14 protein-coding genes are annotated in these 15,826 nt (G+C 72.4%); 3 read left to right on the forward strand and 11 right to left on the reverse strand.

Going from position 1 to position 15,826, the window contains the following annotated elements; all coding sequences use genetic code 11:
• The 4 genes from RBH18_RS05470 to RBH18_RS05485 form a co-directional block, all read right to left on the reverse strand.
• Nucleotides 1–581: glycosyltransferase 87 family protein (locus RBH18_RS05470; RefSeq protein WP_306204832.1), on the reverse strand; the 581-nt coding region annotated here is incomplete at its 3' end.
• An 83-nt stretch (nt 582–664) separates the two neighbouring features.
• Complete coding sequence (locus tag RBH18_RS05475; protein ID WP_306204833.1) at nt 665–1,207, reverse strand: DoxX family protein; 543 nt, start codon at nt 1,205–1,207, stop codon at nt 665–667.
• A 28-nt stretch (nt 1,208–1,235) separates the two neighbouring features.
• Complete coding sequence (locus tag RBH18_RS05480) at nt 1,236–2,438, reverse strand: ATP-binding protein (RefSeq protein ID WP_306204834.1); 1,203 nt, start codon at nt 2,436–2,438, stop codon at nt 1,236–1,238.
• A gap of 81 nt (nt 2,439–2,519) precedes the next feature.
• Nucleotides 2,520–3,251: an LppU/SCO3897 family protein gene (locus RBH18_RS05485; protein WP_306204835.1), complete on the reverse strand. Its 732-nt coding sequence runs from the start codon at nt 3,249–3,251 to the stop codon at nt 2,520–2,522.
• Between the two features lie 155 nt (nt 3,252–3,406).
• Between RBH18_RS05485 and RBH18_RS05490 the strand changes: the two genes are divergently transcribed.
• Nucleotides 3,407–4,081, forward strand: coding sequence for a prepilin peptidase (locus tag RBH18_RS05490; RefSeq protein WP_306204836.1), 675 nt, complete (start codon nt 3,407–3,409; stop codon nt 4,079–4,081).
• Nucleotides 4,082–4,100: 19 nt separating this feature from the next.
• Here the strand turns inward: RBH18_RS05490 and RBH18_RS05495 are convergent, their stop codons facing one another.
• From RBH18_RS05495 to RBH18_RS05515, 5 genes are all read right to left on the reverse strand, one after another.
• On the reverse strand, nt 4,101–7,304 hold the full coding sequence (locus RBH18_RS05495; protein WP_372338870.1) for a UvrD-helicase domain-containing protein: 3,204 nt from the start codon (nt 7,302–7,304) through the stop codon (nt 4,101–4,103).
• Nucleotides 7,305–7,381: 77 nt separating this feature from the next.
• Entirely contained in the window at nt 7,382–8,725 is a 1,344-nt protein-coding gene (locus RBH18_RS05500) for a metallophosphoesterase (RefSeq protein WP_372338873.1), read from the reverse strand.
• Between the two features lie 56 nt (nt 8,726–8,781).
• On the reverse strand, nt 8,782–9,030 hold the full coding sequence (locus RBH18_RS05505; protein ID WP_306204839.1) for a MoaD/ThiS family protein: 249 nt from the start codon (nt 9,028–9,030) through the stop codon (nt 8,782–8,784).
• Entirely contained in the window at nt 9,027–10,052 is a 1,026-nt protein-coding gene (gene moaA, locus RBH18_RS05510; RefSeq protein WP_306204923.1) for a GTP 3',8-cyclase MoaA, read from the reverse strand. Before moaA ends, RBH18_RS05505 begins: the two co-directional genes overlap by 4 nt.
• 194 nt (nt 10,053–10,246) lie before the next feature.
• Nucleotides 10,247–11,128, reverse strand: coding sequence for a fructosamine kinase family protein (locus RBH18_RS05515; RefSeq protein WP_306204840.1), 882 nt, complete (start codon nt 11,126–11,128; stop codon nt 10,247–10,249).
• A gap of 56 nt (nt 11,129–11,184) precedes the next feature.
• Between RBH18_RS05515 and RBH18_RS05520 the strand changes: the two genes are divergently transcribed.
• Entirely contained in the window at nt 11,185–11,688 is a 504-nt protein-coding gene (locus RBH18_RS05520) for a GNAT family N-acetyltransferase (protein WP_306204841.1), read from the forward strand.
• 138 nt (nt 11,689–11,826) lie between these two features.
• Nucleotides 11,827–13,122 (forward strand): DUF4192 domain-containing protein, encoded by a 1,296-nt coding sequence (locus RBH18_RS05525; RefSeq protein ID WP_306204842.1) that lies wholly within the window; start codon nt 11,827–11,829, stop codon nt 13,120–13,122.
• On the opposite strand, the gene RBH18_RS05530 is transcribed toward RBH18_RS05525, so the two are convergent.
• Together RBH18_RS05530 and fdhD are read right to left on the reverse strand one after the other, a co-directional pair.
• Nucleotides 13,101–14,774, reverse strand: a complete 1,674-nt coding sequence (locus RBH18_RS05530) for an alkaline phosphatase D family protein (protein WP_306204843.1) — start codon at nt 14,772–14,774, stop codon at nt 13,101–13,103. The two genes, RBH18_RS05525 and RBH18_RS05530, sit on opposite strands and share 22 nt — an antisense overlap.
• A 104-nt stretch (nt 14,775–14,878) precedes the next feature.
• Complete coding sequence (gene fdhD / locus RBH18_RS05535) at nt 14,879–15,706, reverse strand: formate dehydrogenase accessory sulfurtransferase FdhD (protein ID WP_306204844.1); 828 nt, start codon at nt 15,704–15,706, stop codon at nt 14,879–14,881.
• Nucleotides 15,707–15,826: the final 120 nt, after the last annotated feature.

The raw sequence follows: 15,826 nt of genomic DNA on the forward strand, positions 1-15,826 counted from the left end.
CTCCGCCTTGACGCCCAGCTCCGCGGCGAGGGCGAAGGCGTCGATCGTGTTGCCAGGCCGATGCCCACGCCGGCCCAGCGTCTCGTGCGAGCGGCGCGGTGCAGGGCCACCAGGTCGGCGGTGACCAGGCCGTACGCGAGCAGGTCGAGCGTGCCGAGCCCGAGCACCGCACGGATCGGCTCGAGCGTGAGACCCAGCGCCCCGACGGCGAGGACCACCGGCCACGGACGCCGCCCGTGCCGCCGGGCTATCGGACCCGCCTGGACGATCAGGGCGAGGGCGAGCGCGGCGACACCGGCGAGCGCCAGCAGCCACCCGGCGACGGCGAGCGGGAGGACCGCCGCCGGCGCCATGAGCAGGGCAGCCGGCGGAGTCAGGTCGGTGCCGAGGTGACTGCCGGGCGCCCGGTAGGCGTACAGGCCGTCCAGCCCGCCGCCCACGGCGCCGCGGGCCACGGCCAGCGTGCTGAAGCCGTACCTCTGGGCGATCGTGGAAATCGCGGCCAGGATCCCGGCGCAGGCCAGGGTGACCACGACGGACCGGCCGATCGCCGGGTGTGCCGGGGTCCGCGTCGCGGGCATGCCCGACCTCCGACGGCTCGTTTGTCCAGGTCTACTGCCTGGTTAAACGCCGCGAGGGTCGTTTGGTGATCTTCAAACCGCAATCAGCCGGGGAGCTTGCGGGCCGCCACGGCCGAGCGGGCCGCGATCCGGGCCTCGCGCCGGGCCGTCCGCACCGCACGCCGCGCGGACCGCTGCGAGCGCTCGAGCGCGTGGCTGGTCCGGTAGCGCAGATTGGGCCGGCCCTCGGTGTCCGCCGCCGCGAGCAGCAAGCCGCCCAGCAGGCCCAGGTTCTTGAAGAAGTGGGTCTCCTGCTGGCGGCGCTCGGCCTGGGGTGCCGACCAGAACGGGTGCCCGGCGACCGTGGTCGGGATGAGGCCCGCCGCGAGCACCGCCGCCGCCGGCCGGGTCCAGTGGCCCGTGGCGAGCAGCGTGCCGGCCACCACGTCGGCGCCCGCCTTGATGCGGGTCAGCGACCGCGCGTCGCTGGGCAGCCGCGGGTCGACGCGCTCGATCAGGGGCGCGGCCCGGTCGGTGACCCGCTTGGCGGCGGGGACGCGGGAGTCGGGATCGATCGCGACACGAACTCCGTTGATCACGAAGATCGCGCCGAGCATGGCGCGGGCGGCGGCGCGTACGGGCTTCATCCCCCCGTTATACCCATCGAACGGTCTCTCAAGGCTGGGTCCGCAGATACCGGCCGAAGTGCGGAACGGTGAACGCCACCGTGCCCCGCTCGCCGGAATAGATCAGACCCTTCTTGATCAGGGCGTCCCGGGCGGGGGACAGGCTCGCGGGGCGGCGGGACAGCGAGGAGGCGATCTCCGACGTGGCGACGGCGGCGTCCATGTCGTTGCCCTCGTCCAGGGAGAGGGCGGCCATGGCCCGCATGTACTCGCGCTCGGCCGGCGTCGCCCGTTCGTACCGGGAGCCGAAGAAGCCCACGGCCAGCTCCACCTCCGCCTCGGGCGCGGCCACCCGGACGTCCTCCGCGGTCACCGGCGACGTCGGAGCGTGGTCCCAGGTCGCCTTGCCGTAGGCCTGCACGAAGTACGGGTAGCCGCCCGACTTCTCGTAGAGCAGGTCCAGCGCCTTGGGCTCGTACTCGACGTCCTCGCGCGCGGCCGGCGCACCGAGGGCGAGGTCGGCGGCCACCCGGTCGAGGCGGTCGATGCGCTGGTAGCGGAAGAGCCGCTCGGAGTAGGACTTCGCCGCGGACAGGACGGCCGGCAGGTGCGGCAGCCCCGCCCCGACCACGATCAGCGGGGCGCCCAGCTGCGACAACTCGTGACAGGCCGCGCAGAGCGCCGACACGTCCGCGGGACCCAGGTCCTGCATCTCGTCGATGAACAGGGCGATGCCCGTGCCGACGTCGGTGGCCAGCGACGCGGCATCGGTGAAGAGCTCCACCAGGTCGATCTCGATGTCGCCGGAGTCGGCCCGGCCCCGGGCGGGCGGCACGTCGATGCCGGGCGCCCAGCGGTCGCGCAGCTTGGCGTTCGCGTCGTTGGACCGCAGCGCGAACGCCTTGAGGACGGCGAGCACCTCGTCCACCCGGTCGGGGTTGCGGTGGTGCGGGGCGAGCTCGCGGATCGCCATGTGCAGGGCGGCCGTCACCGGGCGGCGCAGCGACTGGTCCGGGCGTGCCTCGATCTTGCCGGTGCCCCAGAGCCGCCCGATCGCCGCGCTGCGCAGGGTGTTGAGCAGCACGGTCTTGCCGACGCCGCGCAGGCCGGTCAGGACGAGGCTGCGCTCGGGGCGGCCGCGGGCGACGCGCTCCAGCACGATGTCGAAGGCGTCCAGCTCACGGCCGCGTCCGGCCAGCTCGGGCGGGCGCTGGCCGGCGCCGGGGGCGTACGGGTTCCGGACCGGATCCACGCATTGCACCGTATCGGGCCATCTAGCTGTATCGCTAGACTTGCCTCGTCTAGCGTTTTCTAGCCTTTGCGCTAGACGACGCTATTTAGCTGGATACTCGCGGAGACACAGCACGAAGTCGAGGCTGTCCAGCTCGCTGTCGTAGAAGTACCACTTCGTGTAGTTCGCCACCTTGCTGCACTTGCCCTCGGCGTCGGGCTCCCCGGTCGTGCGGCCGTCGACCCGCTTGAGCACCTCGTAGGTGCCGCTGGCACACGGCACGATCTTGAGATCGGGACTGTCGTCGGCGTCACCCTGGTTGCGGACGCACTCCCCCTTGCCGACGAACCGCGCGTCCTGGCTGGTCGCCGGGTCGGGCACGGCGGCGCCCCGGGTGGGGGTGCCGGACGGCGCCGCGGTCTCCCCGGTCGCGCCGATGGTGGGCGTGTCCGCCCTGCTGACCAGGTAGGCCGTCGTGCCCAGGCCACCGCAGATGAGCAGGCCGAGCACGACCACGAGCGCCACGATCGGCGCGTTGCGGCGGCGCCGCGGCGGAGGTGGCGGCTGTTGCCACGGCGGCGGCGTGTTCAGCGGCGCGGCGGGATAGGCCTGCTGCGGCGGGCCGAACGCGGCCGGGTCATAGGCGGGCATGTCATAGGCCGGCGGGTCATAGGCCGGCGGGTCGGGCGGCACCGAGTGGGGCCGGCCGCCCCAGGAGGGATCCGGCGGCTCGGCGGCACCCCACGGATCGGCGGGTTCCGCATATGGCTCGCCGGCTCCCGGCGGACCCCCGGCCGGCCAGCCCTGGCCGGGGTACGGGCCGTTCTGCGACATCGGAACTTCCTCCAGGGCGGAAACGCTGTACGCCACCGTAGCGTGCGGGCAGCGGACAAACCCTCCCGGAATCGCGCGCGTGAGACGGCAAGTCGCTTCGAGTGTCGGCTTCCGGACGGGTCGAGGTCGCCCGCACGGGGATACCGTCGCTGCCCATGTCGCTCCCCCTCGTCCTCTGCGCGGCGCTCTTCGGCGGTGCCGCCGCGTCGTTCGTCCCGCGTGTCGCGCATCGCCTGGCCGTCCCCCGGCACGCTCCCGTCCGCGCCGCCTGCGCGCACTGCCACCAGCCCACCCCTTCCTGGGTACGCGCCGGAGCATCATGTCCCTGCCGCCGAGCACCCGTGTGGACAGTCGGCGCCGGGGCGCTCACCTCGGGCGCGCTCGCCGCCGCCCTGGGGCCGTCGCCGCTGCTGCTCGTGGTCCTGCCCGCCACGGCACTTGGCGTGTTGCTGGCCGTGGTGGACGTGCGGTGCCGGCGACTGCCCGATCGACTCGTCGCCGCGCTGGCACTTGTCACCGTGGTGCCGCTCACGCTCGTCGCTCCGGGCGGCTTGCCCCGGGCGGTCGCCGCGGCGGGGCTCAGCGGGGTCGCGTACCTGTCGATCGCCCTGCTCCCCGGCCGCGGCCTGGGGTTCGGTGATGTGAAGCTGGCCACCGTGCTGGGTTTCCTGCTCGGCTTCGCGGGCTGGCCGGCCGTGCTGACCGGCCTGCTCGCCCCGCACCTGATCAACGGGCCCGCCGCCGTCGTGCTGCTGATCACCCGCCGGGGGCGGTCGCTGCCGTTCGGACCCGCGCTGCTCGCCGGGGCCGTGGTGGGCCTCGCCGTCTAGCTCGGACTTGCCGTCCAGCTCAGATCAGGCGCAGCTGCCGGTCCTTCGGGCGGGCGGGCACGGTGTCGCCCATCCGCTCGAAGAGGCCGGCGTCGATCGCGTCGAAGAACGGGCTCGGCGCCTGGTCGCGCTCCTTGCCGTGCCGGAAGCGCCGCGCCGCGTGGCTCAGATAGAGCCGGTCCTGCGCGCGGGTCAGCCCCACGAAGAACAGGCGGCGCTCCTCGGCGATCTCGTCGTCCGTCGGCGTGCCGCCCGGCCAGCGCAGCGGCAGCAGCCCGTCCTCGCAGCCGACCAGGAACACGACCGGGAACTCGAGGCCCTTGGCGGCGTGCAGCGTGAGGAGGTTCACCGCTTCGGCGCGCGGGTCGAGGGCGTCGACCTCGGCACCCGTCGCGATCTCGGCGAGGAAGCGCTCCCGGTCGTCACCCATCCGCCGGGCCAGCGGCATGAGCAGGTCGGCCGCGGTCCAGATGTCCTCCGGGGCGACCGTGTCGGCGTCGAGCGTCGGGGCGGCGTACCGCTGGGCCAGGGCCTGGGACGCGGCCTTGACGCGCGCGGCGAGCGTGCCCTGACCGCCGGCGTGGCGCAGCTCCCGCGCGAGCAGCTGCACGCCGGGCCGGTCCCGCAGGCGGTTGTGCGACCGCTTCTGCACAGGTACGCCGGCCCGCGACAGCGCATCGACGACGGCCTGCGACTGCGAGTCCGTACGGTAGAGCACCGCGATGTCCGAGAAGGACAACGAACCCGGGGCCACCGCGCGCGCATCGACCCGGCCGGAGTCGAGCGACCGGTGGGAGAGGCCGCCGACCAGCTCGTCCACGGTACGGACGACGAAGTCGGCCTCGTCCGCGACGCTCGCCGCGTAGTAGCGACCCAGCAGCGGCGACTCGGGATTGACCCGCGCGGGATCCAGGCGCCGACCGCTGACCAGCGACGACGGCGCGATCGCCTGCACGGCCGCCGCCAGGATCGGCGCCGACGACCGGTAGTTGCGGGTCAGCCGCACCAGCCGCGCGTCGGTGAAGTCCTCGTTGAAGCGCAGGAAGTAGCCCACGTCCGCGCCCCGGAACGAGTAGATCGCCTGGTCGGGGTCGCCGATCGCGCACAGGTTGCCGTCCGCGGGGCTGAGCAGGCGCAGCAGCTCGTACTGGGTCTCGTCGACGTCCTGGTACTCGTCGACGAAGATCCACTGCCACTGCTTGCGGTACCGCTCGACCAGCGCCGGGTCGTCGCGCAGCAGCGCCACCGGCACCGTGAGCAGGTCGTCCAGGTCGACCAGGTCCTGCTGACGCAGCAGCTTGGTGTACGCGGCGTCGTCCTCGCCGGCCTCCTCGCGCGCCGCGGCCCGCTCGGTGTCGTCGGCGATCCGCCAGGCCGCACCGAGCCCGGCGGCCTTGGCGTTCTCCTTGAGGATGGTCAGCCCGATCGCGTGGAAGGTGCCGACGGTGATGTCCTGCGCCGACTCGCCCATCAGCGCGTCGAGCCGCTCGCGCATCTCCTCGGCGGCCCGGCGCGTGAACGTGATCGCCAAGCAGCGGTGCGGGAAGACGTTCATCTCCGCGCAGAGGTAGGCGATGCGGTGCGTGAGCGTACGGGTCTTGCCCGTGCCCGGGCCGGCGACGATGAGCAGCGGCCCGCCCGGCGCCGACGCGGCCACCCGCTGCATCGCGTCCAGGCGGTCGAGCAGGCCGGTGCCGACCTCCTCCATCCCGGCCAGCATCGGCTCGAACGGCTCGTGCGGCGACGCGGGCTGCGGGATCGGCGGCGGCGGGGCGGCCTTGCGCGGTGGCGTGGCCTTCTTCACCGGCTTCGGCGCCTTCGCGGGGGCCGGCTGCTTGCGCTGTTGTGGCAGGTCGAAGAGGGTCTCGCTCTGCGGGGCGCTGCTCGCGTTGCGCAGCTCACCGGGCTCGAAGAGCGTGATCACGCCGTACTCGCCGTCGTAGCCGGGGATGCGCCGCACCTGACCGCGCCGCAGCCGGGTGATCGCCTCGCGCAGCTGCTCGCCGCCGTGCTGGCCGATGTCGTCGACCGGCACCTTGCGCAGGATGTCCAGCTCGGGGCCGAGCTGGGCGACGAGGTGGTTGAGCTGGCCCTCGACGGTCTTCGACTTCGGGCCGACGCCGTTGATCTCGCCCAGGATCTCGGCGAGCTGGATCAGGTGCTCGACGGTCTCCCGGCGCGGCTCGGCATCCCGGTCGGCAAGATCCTCGACGCGGCTCAGCACGCCGACGGTCAGCGGCTTGCCACACTCGGGGCAGCGGCCGCCGTGCTCCCGGGTCTTCGCCGGCTCCCAGTTCACGCCGCACGCGCGGTGCCCGTCGGCGTGATACTTGCCCTCCTCCGGGAAGAACTCGATCGTCCCGGCGAGGGTGTGCCCGGTGCGGATCGCCTCGTAGGACGGCGTACCGGTGAAGAGGGTCGCCTCCCGCGCGAGGGCCTGCGGCGAGTGGGCGTCCGAGTTGGACACCAGGCGGTAGCGGTCGAGGCTGGAGACCCGCCAGTTCATCTCCGGGTCGGAGGAGAGGCCGGTCTCGACGGCCGTGATGTGCTCGGCCAGGTCGGCGTAGCAGTCGGCGATCGCGTCGAAGCCCGACTTGGAGCCCAGCGCCGAGAACCACGGCGTCCAGATGTGCGCCGGCACGAGATAGCCCTCGGGGCTCGCCTCGAGCACGATCTCCAGCAGGTCCCGCGAGTCCAGCCCGAGGATCGGCCGGCCGTCCGCGGTGAGGTTCCCGACCCGGCCGAGCGCGGTGTTGAACCTGGTCGCCGCGGCGAAGTCGGGCAGATAGACGAGGTGGTGCACCTTCCGCGTACGGTCGTCCCGCTTGTAGATCGTCGAGATCTCGACGCTCAGCATGAAGCGGGCGGCGTTCGTCTCGTGGAGCGACCCGGGCAGGCGACGGGTCACGTCCTGCTCGGCGTCGGGGCTCAGCCGGAAGAGGCCGGGCTCGTCGGCGGGCTGCAGGCTCTCCCGCAGGTGGTCGAACCACGCGGGGTGGGTGAAGTCGCCGGTCCCGAGCACGGCGATGCCCTTGCGGCGGGCCCACCAGGCCAGGTTGGGAAGGGTGAGGTCACGGCTGCAGGCACGCGAATAGCGGGAGTGGATGTGCAGATCCGCGACGTACGTGTCCGCGGCAACCGAGGACCCTGCGCTGTCCGAGGGCACGCTGCATCCTGTCACGAGTGCGCGGGAAGCCTGAAGTCGCCACGCAGGAAGTGACATAACCTACCCGCCGTTGACCGACGCCTCCACGCCGCAAGCACGTTGCTGTTCCTCGTCCCTTGCCGCGTCGCCGGGCGTCAGGCGGAACGGAGCTCGATGACGGAGACCTGCGGCGGAGCCCCGACCCGGACCGGCGGCCCCCAGAAGCCGGCGCCGTTGGTGACGTAGACCGGAACGCCGTCCACCTCGCCGAACCCGCTCGTCACCGGCTGCTGCAGCGGGACCAGCAGGTTGAACGGCGCCATCTGCCCGCCGTGCGTGTGCCCGGAGAGCTGCAGGTCGACGCCGTAGGGTGCCGCGTCCTTCGCCGCCAAGGGCTGATGCGCCATGAGCACCACGGGCCGCGCCGGATCCCGATCGCCGAGGGCCCGCTCGAAGTCCGGCGCGTCGCCCTGGTCGGCGCCGTTCAGATCGTTGACCCCGGCGAGGTCCAGCCCGTCGAGCTCGATCCGCTCGTTCCGCAAGGGCCGCATCCCGAGCCGGGCCACCTCGTCGACCCACTCCTGGTAGCCCGAGTAGTACTCGTGGTTCCCGGTCACGAAGTAGGCGCCCCGGCGCGACTGGATCCCCCGCAGCGGCTCCGCGAAGCGGCCCAGCTCGGCCACGCTCCCGTCGACCAGGTCGCCGACCACGCACACGATGTCGGCGTCGACGGAGTTGATCGCGGCGACGATCCGCTCGGTGTGCCGCACCCCGGTCAGCGGCCCGAGATGAATGTCCGACACCACGGCGAGCCGGGTCCCGTCCATGCTCGCGGGAAGCTTCGCGATCGGCATCCGGACCCGGTCCAGCCGAGGCCCGCCGAGCGCCGTCTTCACCCCGTAGCCGGTGATCCCCGCCGCCGTCAGCCCCGCGAAGATCGCCGCGCCCCGCGCCAGCACCAACCGCCGCTCGACACCCGGCCGCCCGCCGTCGCCCGCCTCCTGCGCCTTACCTCCCGCGCCGCCCGCGGCCATGGTCGTGGCGCTTGTCGCCGCAGCCACCTCGGTCGCTGCGCTTGCCGTGGTCGTCGCCGTGGTCGTTGCCGCGGCCGGCTCGGTCGCCGGAGCCGCTGCCGTGGTCGCCTTCGCCGGCTCGGTCGCCGGAGTTGCTGTGATCGCCTCGGTCGCCGGACCCGATGTGGTGGCCTCGGCCGCCGGATTCGATGTGGTCGCCTTGGCCGTGTTCTCCCCCCGCCGTTCCCGCGCGCGGAGCCAGAGTGCGACCGCGAGCCGCGGAAGCTCTACGACAGCCAGCACCACGAGCAGGTAGAACATCAGCGCCAGCCAGAGGTAGCCCGGCCAGGCCAGCCACTTCACGTGCCCGCCGCGCACGCCGATGAGGGTCGCCGGGACGAGGACGGCCAGCACGACGGTGATCACACCGCCGATCAGCCGGGCCCGGCGCCCGCGGAACGTGTCCTTGACCAGGCGCTTCCACAGATAGAAGTGGATCAGGCCGATGACGACGATGATCAGCCCGACGAACGCGAACAACCTCAACCCCCAGCGAACGGTGGCAGGACGTCCACGGTCGCCCCGGCGGCCAGCGCCGCCTGTCGATCATGGCAGGCCAGCCCGTCGACCAGAAAACTCGCCGCCTTCAGCACAACCGCCAGCCGCTCGCCGTGCCGTTCGGTGAGCGCGCCGACCAACTCGTCGACCGAGCCGGCCTCGACGCTCTCCTCCCGGACGCCCGCAGCCGCCCGTGCCCCCGCGAAGTACCGCACCTGCACCACGCCGCTCACCCGCCGATCGCCGACATGGGACGGGCCGGCTGGAGGAAGCTGGGGTCGTCGATGCCGTGCCCGGCCTTCTTGCCCCACATGGCCGTCCGCCACGCCGCGGCGATCTCCTCGTCGGAGCCCCCGCCGCGCACCAGCCCGCGCAGGTCCGTCTCCCCGGTGGCGAAGAGGCAGTTCCGCACCTGACCGTCGGCCGTCAGCCGGGTCCGGTCGCAGTCGCCGCAGAAGGGCCGCGTCACGCTGCCGATGACTCCCACCCGTGCCGGGTTCCCCGCCGCGTCGACATATCCGGGCACAAGCCACGTTTCGGCGGGCGCTGTTCCACGTGAAACCGAATCAGGCTCCAGCCCGAAGGGCTCGAGCGCCGCCAGGATCGCCGCCGCGGTCACCATTTCCTGCCGGTCCCACTGGTGCTGGGCATCGAGGGGCATCTGCTCGATGAACCGCAGCTCGTAGCCGTGCGCCAGGGCGAAACGCAGCAGCTCCGGCGCCTCGTCGTCGTTGATCCCGCGCATCAGCACCGTATTGATCTTGACCGGCGTGAGGCCCGCCTCCGCCGCGCCCGCCATGCCCTTGAGCACGTCGGCGTGCCGATCCCGGTGGGTCAGCTCCTTGAAGCGAGCGGGCGACAGCGTGTCCAGCGAGACGTTCACGCGATCGAGCCCGGCGTCCCGCAGCGCGCCGGCCATCCGGTCCAGGCCGATGCCGTTCGTGGTGATCGACAGCTTCGGCCGCGGTCGCAACTCCGCCGCCGCCGCGATGATCCCCACGAGCCCGCGCCGGATGAGCGGCTCACCGCCGGTGAACCTGATCTCCGTCACGCCCAGCTGCTCGACTGCCACCCGAAGCAGCCGCCCCACCTCGTCGTCGGAGAGCTGCTGCTGCTTCGGCATCCAGGCGAGCCCCTCCTCCGGCATGCAGTAGGTGCACCGCAGATTGCACCGGTCGGTCAGCGACACCCGGAGGTCGGTCGCCACCCGCCCGAACCGGTCGGCAAGCAACCCGGCGCGCGGCGCATCCCCCACGGGCGCGCCACCACGCGGAATCACCACGGGCGCAGCAAGCTCGGTCACTGGTCGAAAGTAGCTCTTGAATGCCTCGTTCGCCGTTATGCAAGCCACTACTTTCTCCTCACCCATCCCGTCGTCCGCCTCGATGGCGTGCGCCATCCGTCGTTGGCCCTCAGGAGCCAACCGTCCGCCGGCTGCTCCAGCGCTCCTCAGCCGCGCAACGCCGCCTCCGCCGCAGCCACCACCGCGCCGCGATATCCCGTACCGAAGGCCGCCGTGTGCACGAGCAACAGCTGGAGCTGATGCAGCGGCACCCGGCCCTGCCACCCTTCCTGCAACGGCCACACTTCCTGGTAGGCCGCCACGATCCGGTCCAGCTGCGGCGCCCCGCCGAAGAGCGCGAGCTGCGCCAGGTCGGTCTCGCGATGCCCGCCGTGCGCCGCCGGGTCGATCAACCAGGCCCGCCCGTCGGCACCCCACAGCACATTCCCCGGCCACAAGTCGCCGTGCAGCCGCGACGGCGCCTCGCCTCCGCCGTACGCGTCGATCCGGCTCAGCACCCGCTCCACCAAGGCGGCGTCGTCGGCGTCGAGGGCACCTCGATCAACCGATATCCGCAGGTAAGGCCGCAGTCGCCGCTCCGCGAACCAGGTCCCCCACGTGCCCTCGGACACCGTGTTGTCCTGTCGCAACGGCCCGATGAAGCCCGGCCACGGCGCCCCGAACCCGTCGGCGCCGGCCCGATGCACCCCGGCGAGCTCGCGCCCGAAGCGTTCGGCCGCCGCGGCGGACGGCGGACCGGCCTCGATCCATTCCAGGGCGAGCAGATCATCCGTCACCGAGATCACTTCCGGAACAGGCGCGGCGCCGGCCTCGGCGAGCCAATTCAGGCCGGCTGCCTCGGTCCGGAAGAAATGCTCGGGCGCGCTGCCCGACGGCCACGACTTCGCGAAGAGCGACGTGCCGTCGTCCAAGGTCAGCCGGGTTGCGGCGCACACGTCGCCACCCCCCACCGGGGTCTCTCGAATCCGCTGGTGAGCGAGAAATGTCGAAAGATGCTGCGGGTGCGCGCGCAGATACGCCAGATCCACCTCCTTATCTTCCACTTCGGGTTACGGCGTGCCCGATTCGGAGTCAAAATGTCGGCATGACACCTGTCGCGGTGCGTTCGTACCGGCCCAGCGACCACAGCGCCGGCCGCCGTCTGTGGTCGGAGCTGACCGCGCAGCACAACCGCATGTACGGCGAGGGGCCCGACGACGGCGGGGCGGGCTTCGAGGAGTATCTGACCCGGCTCGACCTGGGCGGGCTCTGGGTGGCCGACCACGCCGACGACGGTGTCGTCGGGCTCGTGGGCCTGATCATCCGGGGCCGCGCGGGCGAGGTGGAGCCCGTCGTGGTGACGACGACCCACCGCCACAAGGGTGTGGGCCGCAAGCTCCTGCGTCACGTGGCCCAGGAGGCCAAGAAGCGCAACATGCAGTCGCTGACGATCTCGCCCTCCTCGCGCAATGTGGAGGCGATCCGCAGCCTGCACGCGGCCGGCTATGACGTGGTGTCGTCGATCGAGCTGACGATGCACCTCGACAGCCAGACGCACGAGTGGCAGCAGGACGGCCTGGAGTTGCACACGCTTCAATTCCGCTCCTGAGGTCGGGTGGCCCGGACGGGCCCGCGATGAGCGATGAGCCTGCCAGACCCTCGACCGCCCGCCCGGAGTTATCCACAGGCGCCGGTTATCCACAGGGGGCCGGGCGGGAGGGGCGGATCCGGGGCAGGCTTCCCGGCCATGACATCGCTGAGCGTCAGCTCGCCATCCGAGCTGTTGAGCCTGGTTCCCTACCTGGTGGGCTTCCACCCCGAGCACAGCCTGGTCGTCGTCGCCGTCTACGACCATCGGCTCGGCTTCACCACGCGCATCGACCTGCCGGAGCGCGAATCATGGGTAATCCTGCGGCATCTGGCCGCCACCGTCGCCCAGCACCGGCCCGACGGGGTCCTGATCATCGGGTACGGCCGGAGCACACCGGTCACCGCCGCGGTCAAGCGCCTCGAAGCCGCCTTCGCCCGTGTGCGTCTCCCGGTCCTCGACGAGCTGCGGGTCGACAACGGGCGCTACTGGTCCCTGCTGTGCGACGACCCGGGCTGTTGCCCGGCGGAGGGCCTGCCGTGCCCGCCGCCCGACTCCGTGCTGGCAGCCGAGGCGACCCTCGCGGGGGCGGTCGCCTTGCCGAGCCGGAAAGACCTGGTGGCGTCCCTGGCACCGTTGTCCGGAGCGGCACGCGTCGCCATGGACAGGGCCGAGGTGCGCGCCCTCGCCCGGCTTCTCCGCCAGTCGTGCTCGGCGGTCGATGAGGAGCCGCACGATTCGGACCCGGAGCGGGCAAGGCGCTTCGACGAGTTCCTGCTCCGGACGGGGCGCACGGCTGTCCGCGAGGCCGAGCAGTCCTATCGCACCGGCGGGAGGCTGAGCGACGACGAGGTTGCCTGGCTGGTCTTCGTGCTGGAGCACGCCGGCGTGCGCGACTATGCGTGGACCCGGACGGGCGTCGACGAGTGGCAGCTCGCCTTCTGGTCGGACATAACCCGCCGCACCAGCCCGGCCCACGTCGCCGCACCCGCCGGCCTGCTCGCCTTCGTGGCCTGGCGGGCCAACCAGGGTGCGCTCGCGAGCGTCGCCGTGGCCCGCGCACTGTCCGCGGACCCCGACTATCCGATGGCCCGGATCATGCACAACGTGCTCGCCCTGGCGATCCCTCCGGCGATGGTCGACGGCTGGCCGGAGATCCCGGGGCTGACCGGCGAGGTGCTCGAGGCGCTCGCCGCCGGCTTCCCCGCCCGGGACCTCCTCTCCAAGGCAGCCGACGAGCCGCCCGACGAGGGTCCGCCGACCGGGGTCACTGTCGACGCCTCAGCGGCGGAAGTGCCCGCCGGCCGGTTCGCCGGGCCGATGGCACCGGTCGCCCGGCGGGGAGGCAGCGGACCGGGTCCGCGCACCAACCGCCGGGTCGACTTCCGCTACGTGCCCCGGCATCCCCGCCGGCGGACGGACCCGGGCCGGGTTCAGGGCCGCTCGGTCTCCTGACGCACCGTCGCCGAACCCAGGTCGCCGGAGCGCATCGTGGCCGCCGGAGCGCCGGGCGTCGGGTTGTCCGCCGTCTGGTGCAGGCCGGGCACCCGGTCCTCGATGACGAATGTGGCCCGGGTGTGCGCCGGCGCCCCGGGAGAGGTGACGTAGGGCAGCACGCGGAAGTCGGCGGTCAGGTCCGCCGGGGTGATCGTGGTGCGGACGTAACCGCGCTGGTTGTTGTAGAAGCGCAGATGCGGGTTCCAGGCGGCCCAGGGATGGGTGCCCGGCACCACGTCGGCGCCGTCGCCGGTGGAGGTGATCGAGGAGCAGACCAGTTCCGTCCCGACGGTGCGGGAGGTGGGATCCGTCCAGTCGAGCTTCAGGTCGTCGGCCCAGTGGGCGTGGACGTCGCCGGTGAGGACCACCGGGTTGCGGACGCCCGCGTCGATCCAGCCGCGGGTGATGCGGTCGCGTGAGGCCGCGTACCCGTCCCAGGAGTCCATGCTGACGACCGAGGCCGGGCCCGAGTTGTTGTCACGCTGGCCGAAGAAGACCTGCTGACCGAGGACGTCCCACCGGGCGGAGGAGCGGTGGAAGCCGTCGAGCAGCCACCGTTCCTGCTCCGGCCCGGTGATCGAGCGGGCCGGGTCGAGGGCGGCGGGGCAGTCCTTGTAGCCGTCGCCGCAGCCCTGGTCGTCGCGGAACTGGCGAGTGTCGAGCATGTGGAAGGTGGCCAGCCGGCCCCAGTGCAGGCGCCGGTAGAGCTGCATGTCGATGCCACGAGGAACGGAGGTGCGGCGCAGCGGCATGTTCTCGTAGTAGGCCTGGAAAGCGGCGGCGCGCCGGGCCAGGAAGTTGGGGTCGGGCTGCTCCGGCACCTCGTCGGCCCAGTTGTTCTCGACCTCGTGGTCGTCGAACACCACGGCCCAGGGGGCGACGGCGTGCGCGGCCTGCAGGTCGGCGTCCGTCTTGTACTGGGCGTGACGCTGACGGTAGTTGGCCAGGGTGACGGTCTCCGGGCCCTGGTGATCACGAGGGTTGCCGCCCGGGATGTTGTAGGTGTCGGGCGCGTACTCGTACTGGTAGTCGCCGAGGTGCAGGACCAGGTCCGGTTCGTCCTCGGCCAGACGGCGATAGGCGGTGAAGTAACCGTGCTCGTACTGGGAGCAGGAGACGAAGGACATCGCGAGCGCGGCGGGCATCGCCCACGGGGGCGGCGCGGTGCGGGTGCGGCCGATCGGCGAGACGTAGCGCTCGGCCTTGAACCGATAGAAGTACTCGCGCGCCGGGAGGAGGCCGGTCAGCTCCACATGGACGGAGTGCGCGGCGGACGCCCGGGCCACGGTGACGCCCCGCCGGAGCACCTTGCGGAAGCGCTCGTCCGCCGCCAGCTCCCACTGGACCGGCACGTCGCGGCCGGGCATCCCGCCGAGCCCGTCCTCCGCGAGCGGCGAGGTCGCCAACCGCGTCCAGAGCACGAAGCCGTCCGACGCCGGGTCACCGGACGCCACGCCGAGGGTGAAGGGGTCGGTGCTCAGCGGGCCTCGGTACCGGGCGGTGGAGGTCAACGGCCAGACGGTGGCCGCGGTGGCACCCGACGGCACAGCGGCCGCTGCGATACCGGCCGCGGCGCCGCTGAGCAGGAGGGAACGTCGTGACAACGACATGCGGAGCTCCCTGCGTTCCTGGACTGTGGACGCAGAAGAGCCTCATGAGTGTGAATGTCCCGGGCGCGCTGGGCGGCTTAATGGCGTCGGAACACAGAGCGAAATCAGACCACTACGCGTTGCGCTCCGGCGTAGACGTTCATGGACGGCCCGCGCAGGAAGCCGACCAGCGTCATCCCGGCCTCGTCGGCGAGCTCCGCCGCGAGGGTGCTGGGGGCGGACACCGCGGCCAGCACCGGGATGCCCGCCATCCAGGCCTTCTGGGTCAGCTCGAAGCTGGCCCGCCCCGACACGAGCAGGACGTGATCGGTCAGGGGCAGCCGGCCCGCACGCAGCGCCCAGCCGATCACCTTGTCGACGGCGTTGTGCCGGCCCACGTCCTCGCGCAGCACGACCAGCTCGCCGGCCGCGGTGAAGAGACCGGCCGCGTGCAGGCCACCCGTACGGTCGAAGGTGCGCTGCGCCGCCCGCAGCTTGTCAGGAAGGTCGGCGAGCGTGCGGGCGGTGACGGAGGTCGCATCCGGGACGATGTCGAACTGCGAACGCGTGCGGACGGCGTCGATGCTCGCCTTGCCGCACACCCCGCACGAGCTCGTGGTGTAGAAATTCCGGCTCGGGTCGGTCACCGGCGGCGGCACGTCGGCGCCGAGCACGATGTCGACCACGTTGTACGTGTTCGGGGTGTCGGTGCCCGCGCACAGCTGGGCGGTCACCACATCGCCGGCCGCGCGGATGATGCCCTCGGTGAGCAGGAAGCCCATCGCGAGGTCGATGTCCTGCCCGGGCGTCCGCATCGTCACGGCGAGCGGCTCCTTGCGCAGCCGGATCTCGAGCGGCTCCTCCGCGGCGAGATCGTCCGGGCGGCGCCGGGGCTCGGCGGTCGTGTCGAGGTTGATCTTCATGACCGGTCGCCGGTTCATCGTGCGCGCCATGGAACGAGCGTAGGCCGCCGCCCCCGCCCGCAGCACGGCGCGCGACCTCGCCGGGCCGCCGGGGCGGATGCCGGCGACATGCGGCCCCGGGTGCCGGTCGGCGTGACAAAACCGTGCGAG

It is taken from the genome of Actinoplanes oryzae (genome assembly GCF_030757795.1).
GTDB lineage: Bacteria > Actinomycetota > Actinomycetes > Mycobacteriales > Micromonosporaceae > Actinoplanes.

Bases quoted from the DNA above. Each gene is read 5' to 3' on its own strand.
- RBH18_RS05525 (WP_306204842.1), top strand. From the start codon at position 11,827: ATGACATCGCTGAGCGTCAGCTCGCCATCCGAGCTGTTGAGCCTGGTT.
- RBH18_RS05520 (WP_306204841.1), top strand. From the start codon at position 11,185: ATGACACCTGTCGCGGTGCGTTCGTACCGGCCCAGCGACCACAGCGCC.
- fdhD (WP_306204844.1), bottom strand. From the start codon at position 15,706: ATGGCGCGCACGATGAACCGGCGACCGGTCATGAAGATCAACCTCGAC.
- RBH18_RS05490 (WP_306204836.1), top strand. From the start codon at position 3,407: ATGTCGCTCCCCCTCGTCCTCTGCGCGGCGCTCTTCGGCGGTGCCGCC.
- RBH18_RS05475 (WP_306204833.1), bottom strand. From the start codon at position 1,207: ATGAAGCCCGTACGCGCCGCCGCCCGCGCCATGCTCGGCGCGATCTTC.
- RBH18_RS05530 (WP_306204843.1), bottom strand. From the start codon at position 14,774: ATGTCGTTGTCACGACGTTCCCTCCTGCTCAGCGGCGCCGCGGCCGGT.
- RBH18_RS05485 (WP_306204835.1), bottom strand. From the start codon at position 3,251: ATGTCGCAGAACGGCCCGTACCCCGGCCAGGGCTGGCCGGCCGGGGGT.
- RBH18_RS05495 (WP_372338870.1), bottom strand. From the start codon at position 7,304: ATGTCACTTCCTGCGTGGCGACTTCAGGCTTCCCGCGCACTCGTGACA.